The organism is Pseudomonas sp. Mn2068 (assembly GCF_049319725.1).
Lineage (GTDB): Bacteria > Pseudomonadota > Gammaproteobacteria > Pseudomonadales > Pseudomonadaceae > Aquipseudomonas > Aquipseudomonas gingeri.
The window spans coordinates 57,759-74,937 of record NZ_JBMOUG010000021.1 but is presented as its reverse complement, the minus strand read 5'-3'; the positions used below and the strand labels follow the sequence as shown (position 1 = coordinate 74,937).

At 64.1% G+C, this 17,179-nt stretch carries 13 protein-coding genes and 1 pseudogene; 2 read left to right on the top strand and 12 right to left on the bottom strand.

Features of this window, described 5'->3' with window-relative positions; genetic code table 11:
- Nucleotides 1-63 precede the first annotated feature (63 nt).
- From purD to ACL9RJ_RS30795, 12 genes and pseudogenes are all read right to left on the bottom strand, one after another.
- Nucleotides 64-1,359, bottom strand: a complete 1,296-nt coding sequence (gene purD, locus ACL9RJ_RS30850) for a phosphoribosylamine--glycine ligase (protein ID WP_422765956.1) — start codon at nucleotides 1,357-1,359, stop codon at nucleotides 64-66.
- A gap of 134 nt (nucleotides 1,360-1,493) precedes the next feature.
- On the bottom strand, nucleotides 1,494-3,101 hold the full coding sequence (gene purH / locus ACL9RJ_RS30845; protein WP_042935135.1) for a bifunctional phosphoribosylaminoimidazolecarboxamide formyltransferase/IMP cyclohydrolase: 1,608 nt from the start codon (nucleotides 3,099-3,101) through the stop codon (nucleotides 1,494-1,496).
- A gap of 220 nt (nucleotides 3,102-3,321) precedes the next feature.
- On the bottom strand, nucleotides 3,322-3,642 hold the full coding sequence (gene fis, locus ACL9RJ_RS30840; RefSeq protein ID WP_003186237.1) for a DNA-binding transcriptional regulator Fis: 321 nt from the start codon (nucleotides 3,640-3,642) through the stop codon (nucleotides 3,322-3,324).
- A complete protein-coding gene (gene dusB / locus ACL9RJ_RS30835; RefSeq protein WP_017125635.1) occupies nucleotides 3,639-4,652 on the bottom strand; it encodes a tRNA dihydrouridine synthase DusB in 1,014 nt (337 codons plus the stop codon). Before dusB ends, fis begins: the two co-directional genes overlap by 4 nt.
- 176 nt (nucleotides 4,653-4,828) lie before the next feature.
- A complete protein-coding gene (locus tag ACL9RJ_RS30830; protein ID WP_017125634.1) occupies nucleotides 4,829-6,133 on the bottom strand; it encodes a DUF3426 domain-containing protein in 1,305 nt (434 codons plus the stop codon).
- Nucleotides 6,134-6,163: 30 nt separating this feature from the next.
- Nucleotides 6,164-7,042, bottom strand: a complete 879-nt coding sequence (gene prmA, locus ACL9RJ_RS30825; protein WP_017125633.1) for a 50S ribosomal protein L11 methyltransferase — start codon at nucleotides 7,040-7,042, stop codon at nucleotides 6,164-6,166.
- Nucleotides 7,043-7,180: 138 nt separating this feature from the next.
- Complete coding sequence (gene accC, locus ACL9RJ_RS30820) at nucleotides 7,181-8,539, bottom strand: acetyl-CoA carboxylase biotin carboxylase subunit (protein ID WP_017125632.1); 1,359 nt, start codon at nucleotides 8,537-8,539, stop codon at nucleotides 7,181-7,183.
- A 17-nt stretch (nucleotides 8,540-8,556) separates the two neighbouring features.
- The gene (gene accB, locus ACL9RJ_RS30815) at nucleotides 8,557-9,021 is read right to left on the bottom strand and encodes an acetyl-CoA carboxylase biotin carboxyl carrier protein (RefSeq protein WP_017125631.1); all 465 of its coding nucleotides are present in this window, start codon (nucleotides 9,019-9,021) and stop codon (nucleotides 8,557-8,559) included.
- A gap of 24 nt (nucleotides 9,022-9,045) precedes the next feature.
- Nucleotides 9,046-9,501, bottom strand: a complete 456-nt coding sequence (gene aroQ / locus ACL9RJ_RS30810; RefSeq protein ID WP_017125630.1) for a type II 3-dehydroquinate dehydratase — start codon at nucleotides 9,499-9,501, stop codon at nucleotides 9,046-9,048.
- Between the two features lie 132 nt (nucleotides 9,502-9,633).
- Nucleotides 9,634-11,400, bottom strand: a complete 1,767-nt coding sequence (locus ACL9RJ_RS30805; protein WP_177128059.1) for a protein-disulfide reductase DsbD — start codon at nucleotides 11,398-11,400, stop codon at nucleotides 9,634-9,636.
- A gap of 61 nt (nucleotides 11,401-11,461) precedes the next feature.
- Nucleotides 11,462-11,968, bottom strand: a pseudogene (locus ACL9RJ_RS30800) (methyl-accepting chemotaxis protein); the annotation flags it as partial.
- A gap of 1,510 nt (nucleotides 11,969-13,478) precedes the next feature.
- Nucleotides 13,479-15,140, bottom strand: a complete 1,662-nt coding sequence (locus ACL9RJ_RS30795; protein ID WP_017125626.1) for a response regulator — start codon at nucleotides 15,138-15,140, stop codon at nucleotides 13,479-13,481.
- 332 nt (nucleotides 15,141-15,472) lie between these two features.
- On the opposite strand from ACL9RJ_RS30795, the gene ACL9RJ_RS30790 reads away from it, so the two are divergent.
- Complete coding sequence (locus tag ACL9RJ_RS30790) at nucleotides 15,473-16,540, top strand: DUF2333 family protein (protein WP_017125625.1); 1,068 nt, start codon at nucleotides 15,473-15,475, stop codon at nucleotides 16,538-16,540.
- A gap of 3 nt (nucleotides 16,541-16,543) precedes the next feature.
- On the top strand, nucleotides 16,544-17,101 hold the full coding sequence (locus ACL9RJ_RS30785; RefSeq protein WP_422765955.1) for an NUDIX hydrolase: 558 nt from the start codon (nucleotides 16,544-16,546) through the stop codon (nucleotides 17,099-17,101).
- Nucleotides 17,102-17,179 lie beyond the last annotated feature (78 nt).

The following is a 17,179-nucleotide window of genomic DNA, read 5'->3' as shown; positions in this document are numbered from 1 at the left end:
CTATGCGCGGGGCGGGAATAAGACGGCAAGGGCCTGAAGCCCTTGCCTATCCGATCGGATAGCTTATTCCTGGCTTTCTGCGCGTTCGCGTGCAATTGCACGATAGCCGATATCGCTGCGGTAGAAGCAGCCTTCCCAATTGATTTTAGCTGCCAACCGGTAAGCCTGCTGTTGTGCCGCGTCGACACTGTTGCCCAGCGCCGTGGCGCAGAGCACCCGGCCACCGGAGGTCACGACCTGGCCATCCTTCAACGCGGTACCGGCGTGGAAGACCTTGCCTTCCAGACCAGCGGCCTCTTCCAGGCCGTTGATCGCTGCGCCCTTGGCGTAATCGCCCGGGTAACCGCCGGCGGCCAGGACGATGCCCAGGCTCGGACGCGGGTCCCACTGGGCTTCGACTTTGTCCAGGGCCTGGGCCAGCGCGGCCTCGACCAGCAGCACCAGGCTCGATTGCAGGCGCAGCATGACCGGCTGGGTTTCCGGGTCGCCGAAGCGGCAGTTGAACTCGATGACTTTCGGATTGCCGGCCTTGTCGATCATCAGCCCGGCGTACAGGAAGCCGGTGTAGACGTTGCCTTCCTCGGCCATGCCGCGCACGGTCGGCCAGATCACCAGGTCCATGACGCGCTGGTGCACCTCGGCGGTGACCACCGGGGCCGGGGAGTAGGCGCCCATGCCGCCGGTGTTCGGGCCGCTGTCGCCGTCGCCGACGCGCTTATGGTCCTGGCTGGTGGCCATCGGCAGGACGTTCTTGCCGTCGACCATGACAATGAAGCTGGCTTCTTCGCCATCGAGGAACTCTTCGATCACCACCCGCGAACCGGCTTCGCCGAACGCATTGCCGGCGAGCATGTCGCGTACGGCGTCTTCGGCTTCGGCCAGGGTCATGGCGACGATCACGCCCTTGCCGGCGGCCAGGCCGTCGGCCTTGATCACGATCGGCGCGCCTTTCTCGCGCAGATAGGCCAGGGCCGGCTCGATCTCGGTGAAGTTCTGGTAATCGGCGGTCGGGATCTTGTGGCGGGCCAGGAAGTCCTTGGTGAACGCCTTGGAACCTTCCAGCTGGGCGGCACCGGCAGTCGGGCCGAAGCAGTCCAGGCCGCGGGCCCGGAACAGGTCGACAACACCGGCCACCAGCGGCACTTCCGGGCCGACGATGGTCAGGGAAACGTTTTTCTCGGCAAAGTCGGCCAGTTGCTCCAGGGCCAGGACGTCGATGGCGACGTTCTCGCACTTGGCTTCGATGGCAGTGCCTGCGTTGCCCGGGGCGACGAAGACTTTCTCGACACGCGGATCCTGCGCCACTTTCCAGGCCAGGGCGTGTTCACGGCCACCGCTGCCGATGATCAAAACATTCATTTCAAAAACCTCGATGACGCTGAATTCTAAGAGAGCATTGCGGGAGCCGGCTTGCTGGCGATAACGGCCGCAAGCTCAATGCCAGGCTCGCTGGCCTCATCGCCAGCAAGCCGGCTCCCACAGGGGCTGTGTTATCAGTGACGGAAGTGGCGCATGCCGGTGAATACCATCGCGATACCGGCTTCGTCGGCCGCGGCAATCACTTCATTGTCACGCATCGAGCCGCCCGGCTGGATCACCGCGGTGATACCGACCTTGGCCGCGTTGTCGAGGCCGTCGCGGAACGGGAAGAACGCGTCCGAAGCCATGACCGAGCCCTGCACCTGCAGGCCAGCATGCTCGGCCTTGATTGCAGCAATGCGAGCGGAGTTGACGCGGCTCATCTGGCCGGCGCCGACACCGATGGTCTGGCGGTTCTTGGCGTAGACGATGGCGTTGGACTTGACGTACTTGGCGACTTTCCAGGCGAAGATCAGGTCATGGATTTCCTGTTCGGTCGGTGCGCGCTTGGTCACCACCTTGAGGTCTTCGCTGCCGATCATGCCGATATCGCGGCTCTGTACCAGCAGGCCGCCGTTGACCCGCTTGTAGTCCCAGGCCGGGGCGCGGTTGGCATCCCACTGGCCGCAGGCCAGCAGGCGCACGTTGGCCTTGGCGGCGACGATGGCACGGGCCTCTTCGCTGACGGACGGGGCGATGATCACCTCGACGAACTGGCGCTCGACGATGGCCTTGGCGGTTTCGGCATCCAGCTCGCGGTTGAAGGCGATGATGCCGCCGAAGGCCGATTCGCTGTCGGTGGCGTAGGCCAGTTCGTAGGCCTGGCGGATACCGCCCTCGGCGTCAGGGCTCACGGCCACGCCGCACGGGTTGGCGTGCTTGACGATGACGCAGGCCGGCTTGACGAAGCTCTTCACGCATTCCAGCGCGGCATCGGTGTCGGCCACGTTGTTGTACGACAGCTCCTTGCCTTGCAGCTGGGTCGCGGTGGCGATGCCGACTTCGGCCGGCCTGGCTTCCACGTAGAACGCCGCGCTCTGGTGCGGGTTCTCGCCGTAGCGCATTTCCTGGGCCTTGATGAACTGGCTGTTGAAGGTGCGCGGGAATTCGCTGCGGCCTTCGGTGCTCAGGGTTTCGGCGGCCTGGTTCACGGTGCCCATGTAGTTGGCGATCATGCCGTCGTAGGCGGCGGTGTGTTCGAAGGCCTTGAGCATCAGGTCGAAACGCTGGGCGTAGGTCAGGCCACCGGCCTTGAGGCTTTCCAGGACCTGGGCGTAGTCGCCGGCATTGACCACGATGGCGACGTCCTTGTGGTTCTTGGCCGCCGAGCGGACCATGGTCGGCCCACCGATGTCGATGTTCTCGATGGCGGTCGGCAGGTCGCAGCCCGGCTTGCTGATGGTGGCTTCGAACGGGTAGAGGTTGACCGCGACCAGGTCGATCGGGCGGATGCCGTGCTCGCTCATGATGTCATCGTCGATGCCGCGACGGCCGAGGATGCCGCCGTGGATTTTCGGGTGCAGGGTCTTCACCCGGCCATCCATCATTTCCGCAAAGCCGGTGTAGTCCGCGACTTCCACGGCGGCGACGCCGTTGTCCCGCAGCAGCTTGAACGTACCGCCGGTGGAGAGGATTTCCACGCCCAGGGCTTCCAGTTCACGAGCGAAATCGAGGATTCCGGTCTTGTCGGAAACGCTGATCAGGGCGCGGCGGATCGGCAGGCGGGTAGTCTGGTCGGTCATCTCAATGTCCATCAAAAGCAAGGGGTCAGCAAATAAGGCGACCGGTTCCGGGTTCTGTACGGAAACTGCCTGCGCGACAATCATGCTGCGTTGAAAACAGGCTCGGAATGCTCATGTAGGCCTCTACACTCCGCTTCCTCGCCTGTTTTTGCCTTGCCTGATCGCCGCTTGGCGAGTTTTCTTGCAGGCCCTGGGGCGCCTTTCTGGTTTGATTGAATGCTTACAGCAAATCGTACTGCTTGAGTTTCTTGCGCAGGGTGCCGCGGTTCAGGCCGAGCAGTTCGCTGGCCTTGGTCTGGTTGCCCTTGACGTAGTTCATCACGCTTTCGAGCAGGGGAGCCTCGACTTCGGAGAGCACCAGGTTGTACACGTCCGTGACGGCCGCGCCCTCAAGGTGGGCGAAATAATTGTGCAGCGCCTTCTCGACGCTACCGCGAAGGGTCTGGCCTTCTTCGCTCGGCGTATTGAGGTGCTGTTTCAAATTGACGTTGTCGCTCACGGGCGTTGTTCCACTCACTAAAGTCTCGGTCATCATCGTCATGCGGCCACCCCCTCTCCGTCCCCTGTCACCAGGCTCTTGTAACGTTCGGCAAAGAACTCACGAACGTTGGCGCATTGTGCTTCCGTATCTTCCAAACGATTGAAGTGGGCGCGAAACTCCCTGGCGCCCGGCAAGGTTGCGAGATACCAGCCGACATGCTTGCGGGCAATGCGGACGCCCATGACCTCCCCATAGAAGGCATGCAGCGCGGCCAGATGCTCTAGCAGAATGCGTTCCACTTCGAACAGCTCCGGTGCCGGGAGGGTTTCGCCGGTACGCAGAAAATGCTCGATCTCACGGAAAATCCATGGCCGCCCCTGGGCGGCCCGGCCGATCAACAGGCCGTCGGCACCGGTCGCCTGCAACACGTACCGGGCCTTTTCGGCCGAATCGATATCGCCGTTGGCGAAGACCGGGATCGACACCGCCTGCTTGATCGCGGCAATGGTGTCGTACTCGGCTTCACCGGTGTACAGGTCGGCACGGGTTCTGCCGTGCACCGCCAGGGCGGTAATGCCCGCCTGCTCGGCGATCTTCGCCACCGTCAGGCCGTTCTTGTTCGCCCGGTCCCAGCCGGTCCGTATCTTCAGGGTGACCGGGACATCGACTGCCGCCACGACGGCGTGCAGGATTTCCCTCACCAGGTCTTCATCCTTCAGCAACGCGGAACCGGCGGCCTTGTTGCAGACCTTCTTGGCCGGACATCCCATGTTGATGTCGATAATCTGTGCCCCCAGCTCGACATTGGCCCGGGCCGCATCCGCCAGCATCTGTGCATCACCGCCGGCGATCTGTACCGAGCGGGGCTCGGGATCACCTTCGTGGATCATGCGCAGACGCGACTTGCGGCTGTTCCACAGGCTCATGTCGCTGGTTACCATTTCCGAAACCACCAGGCCCGCGCCCAGGCGTCGGCAAAGCTGACGAAAGGGCTGGTCGGTGACCCCCGCCATCGGGGCGAGAATCAAGCCGTTCTGCAGTGTGTATGGGCCGATGCGTACCGCCGACATAGGACTTCCCTGTTGTGGGGCCGGATCATTAGAGTTCGAAAAAGGGTTGGCATGATACCCGCTCTCGATGACCGGATAAAGGCAAAATTGGATAAAATCTGAACAGTTATTCCGTTATCGCCAGCAGTTTGGTTACCGCCGGAAAAACACCGTCAACGAGCACGGCAGGCCCTGAATCACTCGGGTGAGTGGAAGCTGAGGCTGTAGTTCACGGCCTTGGCGCCTGGATCGAGGATGTCCAGGGCGATATGGATCGGGGTCTGCGGTGGCATTTCGCTCTGGCCGCTGAGGTCGCCGCCCAGGTATTCGCCGGGTTTGAAGCGCCGGCTGGCGATCAGATGGCCGTTGAGATCGGCGAAGCGCAGCTCCAGCAGCGGGAATGGCTGGGAGAACGATGCGCGATTGTAGATGATCGCGTCCACCACCAGCGCACCATTGAAGTCCGGGTGGCTGCGCACCACCAGGTTGCTGCTCTTGATTCGGGCGATATCGACCTTGGAAGGCACCTTGCAGCCGATTTCCGGGCACAGTTGCTGGAACCACGGGCGATACTGGTCCTGGCGCGCCAGTTCGTCGAAGTGATAGGCGATGTATTGGCCGGCCAGGGCCGCGGCGGCCAGCAGTACCAGCAACAGCCACAGCAGGCGCTTGCCCCAGGGGGACCGGCGGCGTTGCCAGTCGAGATGAATCGGGTCGTCCTCGAGGTCCAGCAGCACGTCGTCGTGCATGCCGGGTTCGCTGCGGGTGCGCGCAGGCTTCTTCGGGGCGGCGGCCGCGGGTTCGTCTTCGTCGTGCTCGTCGGCGGCCAGCGGTTCGTGGGTCGTGGCGTCTTCCAGCTCGTCGTCTTCGATTTTCAGGCGCGGAGCCTGGGGCTCGTCATCGAGGTCGGCGAGATCGAACGACAGCGACGGCTCGGTACGGCTCGGCCGCGGTGGCTCTGGCTTGCGCTCGGTCCTGGTCGTGACGGTGGGCGCGGGCGGCCCGTCGTCGGCGATTTCATCGTGTGCGCCGGCCGGTTCGCTGAACAGGCTGCCTGACCACTGGGCCTCGTCGTCATCGCTGTCGCGGCGGGCGCTGAAGGACTCGCCCTGGCCGCCGTGCTCGCCGAAGGCCTTGGCCGGCTGGATTTCCCGTTGCTCCAGGCGGGCCAGTTCTTCGTCGAGATCGAGGTCGTCCAGATCCAGCTCTTGCGTCGTCCACTGCTTCTGGCTGATGGCCCGTGGCGGTGGAGCGGGAGGTGTCGCCGGAGTGGGGGGCAGCAGGGGCGCGGGGGGCGCGACCGGGGTGGCCGCCGCGACCGCTGCCGGCTGGGCTGTCCCGGCTTCCCGGGCCGCGCGTTGCTCCAGCAGTTGCCGCGCGGCGTTGAACACCTGCAGGCAGGAGCCACAACGAACCACCCCGCGCGCCACGCTCAATTGGGCGTGGCTGACGCGGAAGCTGGTCTGGCAATGCGGGCACTGGGTGACGAAGCTGTCGGTCATGCGGCGATCCGGTTTATCCAAGCGCCCATTCTAGCGCCGACGGCCACTGATGCGCACCCAACCATCGCGATCGGCAATCGGGTCCAGATCGAAGTCCTTGGCATAAGCGGCAGCCACTTCCTCGCCCTGTTCGGCGAGGATGCCGGACAGCGCCAGGCGGCCGCCCGGCCTGACCAGGGTGGACAACTGCGGGGCCAGGGAAACCAAGGGGCCGGCGAGGATGTTGGCGACCAGCACATCGGCCTGTACCTGTGGCAATTGCTCCGGCAGATACAGCGGGAACAGTTCCTCGGCGATGTTGTTGCGTCCGGCGTTGTCGCGGGAAGCTTCCAGGGCCTGCACGTCGATATCGGTGCCGACCGCTTCGCGGGCGCCGAGCAGCAGCGCGGCAATCGCCAGGATGCCCGAGCCACAGCCGAAGTCGAGGACATTGCAGTCCTTGAGGTCCTGGCCGTCGAGCCATTCCAGGCAGAGCGCGGTGGTCGGGTGCGTACCGGTGCCGAAGGCCAGGCCCGGATCGAGCAACAGGTTGACCGCGTCCGGCTGCGGGGCGGCATGCCAGCTGGGCACGATCCACAGGCGCTGGCCGAAACGCATGGGCTGGAAGTTGTCCATCCAGCTGCGTTCCCAGTCCTGGTCCTCGATCACTTCGCTGTGGTGCTCGGGCAGTGGCGAGCCGGTCAGCAGTTCCAGGTGCGCGAGGACGCTGGCCGCCTCGGTGCCGCCTTCGAACAGTGCCAGCAGGTGGGTATGGGACCACAGCGGCGTGGTGTTGAGTTCGGGTTCGAAAATCGGCTGATCTTCGGCGTCCATGAAGGTTACCGAAACAGCGCCGACTTCAAGGAAAGCGTCTTCGTAGGTTTCGGCTTGTTCCGGGCTGATGGCGAGGCGTACTTGCAGCCAAGGCATGGCGGGCACCTGTGAAAAAAGTGAATGTGCAACCGGCTCGGTTGCGAGAAGCGCGCCAGTTTACGCGAGCAGGCGCATGGGCGGTATGCAAAAACGACAAAGCCGCTCGAAAGCGGCCTTGTCGTTGGGATCACCGGCTCATTGATGGGCGAGCTTGTGTTCCAGGTAGTGAATGTTCACACCACCTTCGCAGAACCCGGCGTCGCGAACCAGGTCGCGGTGCAACGGGATGTTGGTCTTGATCCCGTCCACGACGACTTCGTCCAGGGCATTGCGCATGCGCGCCATGGCTTCGTCGCGAGTGGCGCCCCAGGTGATCAGCTTGCCGATCAGGGAGTCATAGTTCGACGGAACCTTGTAGCCGCTGTACAGGTGCGAGTCGACCCGCACGCCGTTGCCGCCTGGCGCATGGAAATGCTTGACCAGGCCCGGGCTCGGAATGAAGGTCTTCGGGTCTTCGGCGTTGATCCGGCATTCCAGCGCATGGCCGTGGATCTTCACGTCGTCCTGGGTGTACGACAGCGGATTGCCAGCGGCGATGCTCAGCATCTCCTTGACGATATCGATGCCGGTGACCATTTCCGATACCGGATGCTCTACCTGCACGCGAGTGTTCATCTCGATGAAGTAGAAGCGGCCGTTCTCGTACAGGAACTCGAAAGTGCCGGCACCGCGGTAGCCGATATCGATACAGGCCTTGACGCAGCGGGCCAGCACTTCTGCGCGCGCCTGCTCGTCGATGCCCGGTGCCGGGGCTTCTTCCAGGACCTTCTGGTGACGGCGCTGCAGCGAGCAGTCGCGGTCGCCGAGGTGGATCGCATGACCCTGGCCGTCGGAAAGCACCTGGACTTCCACGTGGCGTGGGTTGGTCAGGAACTTTTCCAGGTAGACCATCGGGTTGCTGAACCAGGCGCCGGCTTCTTCGCGGGTCTGCTTGGCCGCTTCGATCAGCTCGTCTTCGCTGTGTACCACGCGCATGCCGCGCCCACCGCCGCCGCCGGCGGCCTTGATGATCACCGGGTAGCCGACTTCGCGACCAATGCGCAGGGCGGTTTCCGGATCTTCGGGCAACGGGCCGTCGGAGCCGGGAACGGTGGGTACGCCGGCAGCGATCATCGCGGCCTTGGCCGATACCTTGTCGCCCATCAGGCGAATGGTGTCGGCTTTCGGGCCGATGAAGGCAAACCCGGATTTCTCGACCTGTTCGGCAAAATCGGCGTTTTCCGCGAGGAAGCCGTAGCCCGGGTGAATCGCCGTGGCGCCGGTGACTTCGGCGGCCGCGATGATGTTCGGGATATTCAGGTACGAGCGGGTAGCCAGGGGCGGGCCGATGCAGATGCTTTCGTCCGCCAGTTTCACGTGCATCAGTTCCGTATCGGCCGTCGAGTAAACAGCGACGGTCTTGATGCCCTCTTCCTTACAGGCGCGCAGGATACGCAGGGCGATCTCGCCGCGGTTGGCGATCAGGACTTTTTCCAGCTTCGCAGGTTTCAACATCGAAGGCGCTCCGCGGTTCAAACGATGGTGAACAGCGGCTGGTCATACTCAACCGGCTGACCGTTTTCTACCAGAATGGATTCGATCACACCGCTGGCTTCGGCCTGGATGTGGTTCATCATCTTCATCGCTTCGACGATGCAGATGGTGTCGCCTTTCTTGACGGTCTGGCCGACTTCGACGAACGCCGGGGAAGTCGGGGCCGGGGTGCGGTAGAAGGTACCGACCATCGGCGACTTGACCACGAAACCGTTCAGCTTCGGTGCGCCAGCGGCTTCAGGAGCGGCGGCGGCGGCAACCGGAGCGGCCGGGGCGGCGACGGGAGCCGGAGCCTGGGCAGGCATCGGAGCGTAGTACTGCTGCGCTGGGGTCTTGCTGTGGCGGCTGATGCGTACGGACTCTTCGCCTTCCTTGATCTCGAGTTCGTCGATACCGGACTCTTCCAGCAATTCGATCAGTTTCTTAACTTTACGGATATCCATGAATCATCAACTCCCAAGGGTCGGTCAGGGGCGTTTAGCTTGTAGTTCAAGCTGCTCTAGTGCGGCCTCCAGGGCCAGTCGGTAACCGCTGGCGCCAAGGCCGCAGATCACTCCTACCGCAACATCTGAAAAGTAGGAGTGATGGCGGAAAGGTTCGCGTTTATGCACGTTCGACAAATGCACTTCGATGAATGGGATGCTCACCGCCAGCAGCGCGTCACGTAATGCGACACTTGTATGTGTAAAAGCTGCTGGATTGATCAGAATGAAATCCACGCCTTCGCCGCGGGCGGCGTGGATCCGGTCGATCAATTCGTACTCGGCGTTGCTCTGCAGATACATCAGATGGTGCCCGGCTTCCCGGGCCCGACGCTCCAGATCCTGGTTGATCTCGGGCAGTGTGACCGCGCCGTAGACACCCGGCTCGCGGGTGCCCAGCAGGTTCAGGTTGGGTCCATGCAGGACCAGTAGGGTCGCCATCGGCTGTTTCCTTGTTATCTGTGCGCAATTGTCAATGCGCGCCGACTATGCCGCAAAGCCCGGATGACTGTCCAGTTACCTGCAATAGCCAGCACGATGTCCGATGTTTGCGCGAAATTTGTGACTCATTTGTTAAAAGCGGTCATTCGCTTTCGTCACGCGTTCGACGAAGTCCCGCGCACTGATCTCGCCAATGACCCGGACATCGGTCCTTTCGCTGCCATCCTTGGCGAAGAACATCAGCGCCGGCGGTCCGAACAACTGGTAGCGGTCGAGCAGGGCGCGTTGTTCGGCGTTGCTGGCGGTGATATCGAACCGCACCAGCCGGTAGCCCTGCAGCTTTTCGAGGACGTTCGCCTCGTTCAGCACTTCATGTTCGATGACTTTGCAACTGATGCACCAGTCGGCGTACCAGTCCAGCAGCAATGGCTGACCGGCGCTTTTCGCCGCGGCCAGGGCGCTGTCGAGTTCGGCCGGGGTACTGATGGTCTGCCACTGGCCGTTGGCGGTGGGCGAGCTGCCGGCGGCCGTCGGTGTCCCGCCGATGGGCTGGAACGGGTTGCTCTGGCCGCTGAAGGCGCCGTACCAGCAACTCAGGGCGTAGGCCAGCAGGAACAGGCCGAGCAGTTGCGCGAGGCGTTGCCTGGCGGTTTTCTCGACGAACTCCAGGGCGCCGAGAAACAGCGCGACACCCGCGGCGAGCAAGCCGCCCAGGAGCAGGGTGATCGGTCCGGGCAGCACGCGGCTGAGCAGGAACAGCGCGACCCCGAGCAACAGCACGCCAATGGCGTTCTTCACCGTGACCAGCCACGGGCCGCTTTTCGGCAGCCAGGCCGCGCCGCCGGTGGCGACCAGCAACAGCGGCGTGCCCATGCCCAGGCCCAGGGCGAAGAGTTTCAAGGCCCCGCCCAGGGCGTCGCCGCTGGCGCTGATATAGAGCAGGGCGCCGGCCAGGGGCGCGGAAACGCAGGGTGAAACCAGCAGGCTCGACACCACGCCGAGCACGGCCGCGCCCCACAGCGAGCCGCCCTGGGTACCGCTGGCCAGTCGGTTCAGGCGGCCGCTGATGGCCTGGGGCAGTTGCAACTCGAACAGGCCGAACATCGCCAGGGCGAACACCACGAAGAATCCGGCGAAGGGCACCAGCACCCAGGCCGATTGCAGGCGTGCCTGCAGGTTCAGTTGGGCGCCGAACAGGCCCATCAGCGCGCCCAGCAGGGCGAAGCAGGCGGCCATGGCCAGCACGTAGGCCAGCGACAGCTTGAAGCCACGCACGCCGCTGACGCGTCCGTGCAGCACGAAACCGGAAATGATCGGCAGCATCGGCAGGACGCAGGGTGTGAAAGTCAGTGCCAGGCCGCCGAGGAAGAACAGCGCCAGTGCGCTCCAGCTCCAGGCGGTTCCGGCCGCCGCGGGGGCGGCGGCGGAAGACGCGGGGCTGCCGTCGATACGCAGGCGTTCGGTTTCCGGCGGGTAGCACAGGCCCTTGTCGGCGCAGCCCTGGTAGGTCACCGCGAGGGTAAAGGCGCGAGTGTCGCCGGCGGAGCGGGGCAGGATGATATCGAGAATGCCGTGATAGACCTCGACATCGCCGAAGTACTCGTCGTGTTTCTGCTCTCCAGCGGGCAATTGTGCGGCGCCCAGCTGGATATCCGCCGGCTCGGCGCGGAACTGGAAGCGGTGGCGGTACAGGTAATACCCTTCGGTGGGGACGAAACGCAGGGTGATCGCTTGCGGCGTGCTGCTGACCAGGCTCAGCTGGAAGGCCTCATGCACGGGCAGGAAGTCCTTGCCGTTGTTGATGGCGCCCAGGGTCGAGCTGGGGCGGCCGTCGAGCAGGCTGGCGCCGAAGGCCGGGAAGGCACATAGCAGGAGCATCAGGCAGAACAGGCGGCGCATGGCGATCTCGCGAATCGGAAGAGTGCGCATGATAACGAAGTGCGCCGCCGCCGCGAGGGGATTAAACGCGGAAGGCTTGCACCGCCGTATGCAGTTCCGTGCCCAGTTCCAGCAGGCGTTCGCCCTGGCTGCGGCCCTCGCCGATGCGCAGCAGGTTGTCGCCGCCCAGTTGGTGGATGCGTTCGCTGTGATCGCGGATTTCGCTGACCGCGCCACTCTGCTGGGAGGTGACGTCGGCGATGCGCACCGCGGTATCGGAGATGGTCTGGATCGCGCCGACGATTTCATCCAGCGCGCCATCGGCGGCCTGGGCCTGGTCGGCGGTGGCCTCGGCGTGCTCGACCTGCGCGCGCATGCCTTCCACCGATTGGCGGGCCGCGCTCTGCAACCCGGCGATCAGGGTCTGGATTTCCCCGGTGGCGCCGGCGGTACGCTGGGCCAGGGTGCGCACTTCCTCGGCGACCACGGCGAAGCCGCGGCCCATTTCCCCGGCGCGCGCGGCCTCGATGGCGGCGTTGAGCGCCAGCAGGTTGGTCTGGTCGGCAATCGAGCGGATCACCGTCAGCACGCCGCCGATGGTCGCCGACTCTTCGGCCAGGTGTTCGATCATCTGCGCGTTGCCCTGTACCTCGCCGACCAGCGCGTGGAGGCCGGCCAGGCTCAGGCCGATGACCTTCTGCCCGTGTTCCACCGCCGCGCCGGCGCTGCGGCTGGCGTCCGCGGCCTGACTGGCATCGCCGGCCACCTGCTGGATGGTCGCCTCCAGCTCGCCCAGGGAGTCGCGAATCTGTGCCGTATCACCGGCCTGGCGCTCGGCCCCGGTATGCAGGCCGCTGCTCAGCTCCGCCAGGGCGCGGCTGCTGCCGGCGACCTGTTCGGCGTTCTGGCGGATGGTCCCCACCAGATCCACCAGGTAGGCGCGCAGGCGGTTCAGCGAGGCTTCGATATCGTGCAGTTCGCGATTGGTCTTGCCCAGCTGGATATCCCGGCTGAAGTCGCCTTCGGCCCAAGTCGACAGGGCCGGGGCGAGATTGGTCAGGACCCGCGCCAGCTTGCGCTGCAGGGTGTCGATCAACAGGGCGATAAGCAGGATCAGGCCGATCATCACGCCCTGCATCAGGCGTACTTCACCCTGGATCTTGCCATGCTGGGCCCGCACCACCGGCTCCAGCGCGGCGATGGCCTGTTGCACGGCGCTGATCTTCAGGTGGGTCGCGGTTGCCAGGTCGGCCCGGCGTTGGATCTGTTCGCGAGTGCGGGTCAGTTCGGCCGGGTAGCGGGTCAGCAGGCTGTGCAGCTCGCGCTTGAGGTCGACGCCGGTATCCACGGCCGCGGTTTTCTCGCTGCTCTCCAGGCCCATCATGGCACTGAAGTCGTCGGTGTTGGATTCGCTGCTCGAGGTCACGCCCAGAAGGGGCAGGGCTTCCAGCTGTCCGGCCTGGCTGCTGATACTGGCCAGCTCGCGCTCGACATCGGCGGCCAGTTCACTGCGACCGCTGCTGACCAGTTTGTCCCGGGCCAATGACAGCTTGGCCAGGTGCGAGGAGGCCGCCAGCAACGGTGGCAGGTAGGCAGCGGCCTCGGGACTTTTCGCGCCGGTCGCGTATTGGCTCAGTTGTTCGAGATTGCCCCCCAGCTCGCGTTCGGCCTGCAACAGCAGGGCTTGCGGGTCGCCGGCCAGTTTGCCGGCGGCCAGCAGGTCGGTCTTGCTGAAGTCGTTCAGGGCGGCGAGGCTGGGGCGCAGGGTCTCGGTCATCGAGGGCGGCAGGGCGGCGAGTTCCTGCTCGATCGCCTCCATGGCCTGGCTCGCGCTGCTCAGGCGCAGGGCGTCGCCGCTGCCCAGGTAATCCTCGATATTGCGCGCTGCCTGGTTCTGGAACTGCTGCGACAGGCCGAGGTAGCGCTCCATCAACTGATAGGGACGCTCCAGCGCCTGTTGCGACCACCACAACGTAGCCCCGAGCGCCAGGCACACGGCAACGAGCAACAGGGTATTGAGATTGGTCAGCAGCTTCAGGCGCATTCAGGATTCTATCCACGACAAAGAGTGGTAAGTGCCTGAAGTTATTGCTGTTTGGTTACAGTGTCATGACGGTATCCGTCGAATCCGATGAAAAGCTGGCACTTTGCCGTGCGACCTGCACGCGATTGCGTCCCGCATGCTTGGCACGGTAGAGCGCTTCGTCGGCCTGGGTCGCCATCATCAGGCTGTCGCTGTCTTCATGCAGTTCGACCACCCCGGCGCTGAAGGTGCACCACAGGTCCTGGGGTTGCGCCGGGTAATGGATTTCCGCGAAGCGCTGGCGGATCTCGTCCAGCACCTTGTAGGCCGACTCCAGGTCGGTGTCGGGCATGACGATGGCGAATTCTTCGCCGCCATAACGACCGATAAAATCGGTCTTGCGCAGGCGCTGCTTGAGAAACAGCGCCAGGCTCTTGATCACCCGGTCGCCCATGGGGTGGCCGTGGCTGTCGTTGACCCGCTTGAAGTGGTCGATATCGAGCATGGCGAAACTCAGCGGCTTGCATTCGCGGCGGGCGCGGAAGCTGCAGTCTTCGAGCAATTGCAGGATATGGGTGTGGTTGTACAGGCCGGTCAGGCTGTCGCGGACCATCCGCGCCTTGAGGTTGCGCGCCCGTGCCGCGCGGTTGCGCACGGTGGTGATCAGGTGACGCGGCTTGATCGGCTTGGTCAGGAAGTCGTCGCCGCCTTCGCTCATGGCGTCGAGCTGCTTGTCCAGGTCGTCTTCGGCGGACAGGTAGATGATCGGCACGCTGACATAACGGTCGTTATGGCGGATCACCTTGGCCAGCTCGGTACCGGTACAGGCCGGCATATACATGTCGAGAATGATCAGGTCGGGCTGGAAATCCGCCAGTTCGGCCATGGCCTGGATCGGATCGATCAGGGTCCGGGTGACGATCCCGGCGCTGTTGAGCAGGCGCTCGGTGTGCAGCGCCTGGGCCCGCGAGTCATCGATGACCAGGACCTTGTACGGGTCGTACTGGGCAACGCAGGTCAGGACTTCGATTTTCTCCAGCAGGCTGGAAGCCTCCAGGGTGCCGGTGAGGAATTCCTGGCCGCCGGCGCGCACGGCGGCCAGGCGGGTCGGCGTATCGGTTTCATGCAGGCTGAAAAACAGCAGCGGCAGTTTCTGTTCCAGGCCGAGCTGGGCTTCGGCCGCCAGGTGCAGGCCCATGCCGCTGCCGCTGAAGTCGACGTCCATGACGATCGCCGCCGGCAGGCGCTCGGCCATGGACGAGCGGAACGCGGCGACACTGTCCAGCGACTGGGCGCTGAGGCCGAAGAATTCCAGCTGCTTGGCCAGTCGCTCGGCGCGTTCGTGATCCTGCAGCATCACGTAGACCGGCTTGCGCAGCGGTGGCAGGAAGGTCTGGTCGAGTTGATCGCCATGGCGCAGGCCGGTGCGCGACAGGCGTTGCATCAGGCGATTGAGTTCGGTGATCAGGCTGCTGCTCAGGCGGCCGCGGTTGGCGTTCACCGCTTCCAGCGAGCGGCTGATGCCATGGGCCAGCTGGGTATGTTCCGGTTGCTCGAAGCGTTCGGCGAAACGCAGCAGGCGCAGGTTCGCTTCGCTGAGCTCGGACATGTCGCCGCTCGACCATTCGCTGCGCTGCAGGCGTTGCCATATCTCAAGAATCTGACGTGCCTGATGAATGACCCGCTGGGCAAAGTGATGCTTGAGGCGCTCGCGACTGGGGTCTTCTGGCTCGGTCATATCCTGACTACTGGTTAGACGAACGACGGAGGAATAACTGGTGGCTCTATGCTAGCACCTCTTTCTGTCAATACACGTGCCACGTGTCAATTTATCCGATTCATTTGGTGACCGGTCGGTCGGCCTGCGGGCCTTGTGTGGCGGGCATCGCCAATTGGATGGCGCTTGTGTGAAGCGTCCCGGGGCGGCTTGATTTATAGTTGCCCGACGGATGGCAACGCTGCCGTGTCTGGTTTTATTTGCCCGGGTCGATTTAAGCCGGGGCAGGCAAGGCACGATGGAGTAGGGTTGTGGTCGAACCGATGAACTCAAGTGATTGAAAGGATAGAGCCATGCTGGACTGGAAAAAACGCGCAGGCAGCGCGCCGGATCGTGCTGCCGAACCCAAGTCGGCGACCCGCGGCTATTTCGGCGGCCTGCTGTTCAGTCGTGCCCTGGCGACCCTGATCGGGTTGTACCTGGTGGTGACGATCCTGCTCGGCTGGTACTGGAGCCAGGAGCCTGCGCTGTTTCCCGTGCAGCAGAACGCCCAGATCGCCGCCGAGAAGGAAGGGCGCAAGATGGTCGTGGGCTTCACCACGGTCGAAACCCTCAAGAGCGTGGCCGGCACCCTGCTGACCAAGCCGGGCGGTTATCTCTCCAACGACCGCTTCCCGCCGGGCCTGTGGCTGGACAATATCCCCAGCTGGGAATACGGCGTGCTGGTCCAGGTCCGCGACCTGACCCGCGCCCTGCGCAAGGACTTCGCCCGTTCGCAGTCGCAATCGGCCGAAGACGCCGACCTGGCGAAGGCCGAACCGCGCTTCAACTTCGACAACAAGAGCTGGATGCTGCCGTCCAGTGAGTCGGAGTACCAGGAAGGGATCAACTCCCTGAGCCGCTACCAGGCCCGCCTGTCCGACCCGAACCAGAACAACGCGCTGTTCTACGCCCGTGCCGACAACCTGAACAACTGGCTCGGCGATGTCGCCACGCGCCTGGGCTCGTTGTCCCAGCGCCTGTCGGCCAGCGTCGGGCGGGTCAAGCTCAACACCGCGCTGAAAACCGAAAGCGTGATCCCCGGCCAGGCGCCGCAGGTCGATGAGGAAGTGGTCGAGACCCCGTGGTTGCAGATCGACAACGTGTTCTACGAGGCCCGCGGCCAGGCCTGGGCACTGTCGCACCTGCTGCGGGCCATCGAGGTCGACTTCGCCGATGTGCTGGCGAAGAAGAACGCCACGGTCAGCGTGCGGCAGATCATCCGTGAGCTGGAGGCTTCGCAGGAGCCGGTCTGGAGCCCGATGATCCTCAACGGCAGCGGCTTCGGCATTCTCGCCAACCACTCGCTGGTCATGGCCAACTACATCTCGCGGGCCAACGCCGCGGTGATCGACCTGCGCCAACTGCTCAACCAGGGTTGATCGATGAATGTCTCTGCGAGGGAGGCTGCGCATCGCGCCGCTTCCGATGCCGAACAGATCGCCTGGGTCGATGGCGAGGACCGCCTGCTGGGCGCTCTCGGCCGGGCCGAGTTGCGCGAGCGCGGCCTGATCGGTCGCGGGACTTATATCCTGCTGTTCAATTCGGCCGGCGAGTTGTGCGTGCATCGCCGTACCTTGAGCAAGGCCATCTATCCCGGCTACTGGGATGTGGCGGCGGGCGGCATGGTCCAGGCCGATGAAAGCTACGCCGAATCGGCGGCCCGCGAGCTGGAGGAAGAGTTGGGCGTCGGTGGCGTGCCGCTGACCGCCCATGAACATTTTTTCTTCGATCAGCCCGGCAACCGGCTCTGGTGCGCGGTGTTCAGTGCCGTCTGGGACGGACCGTTGCGGTTGCAGCCGGAAGAGGTGCTGGAAGCGCGTTTTATCCCGGTCGATGCGGCCCTGCGCGAAACGGCGCAAAAGCCTTATTGCCCGGACTCCCTGGCGGCGCTGAAGCGCTATTTGCAGGGCCGGGGCCTGGAGGTCGCAAAACCTTCATGAAATGGCGCCGATTGGCTCTTGGGTCATCGGCTTTTTGCCGTTACACTGCGCGACTTTTCAAGCTTGAGCGGCCTGGCC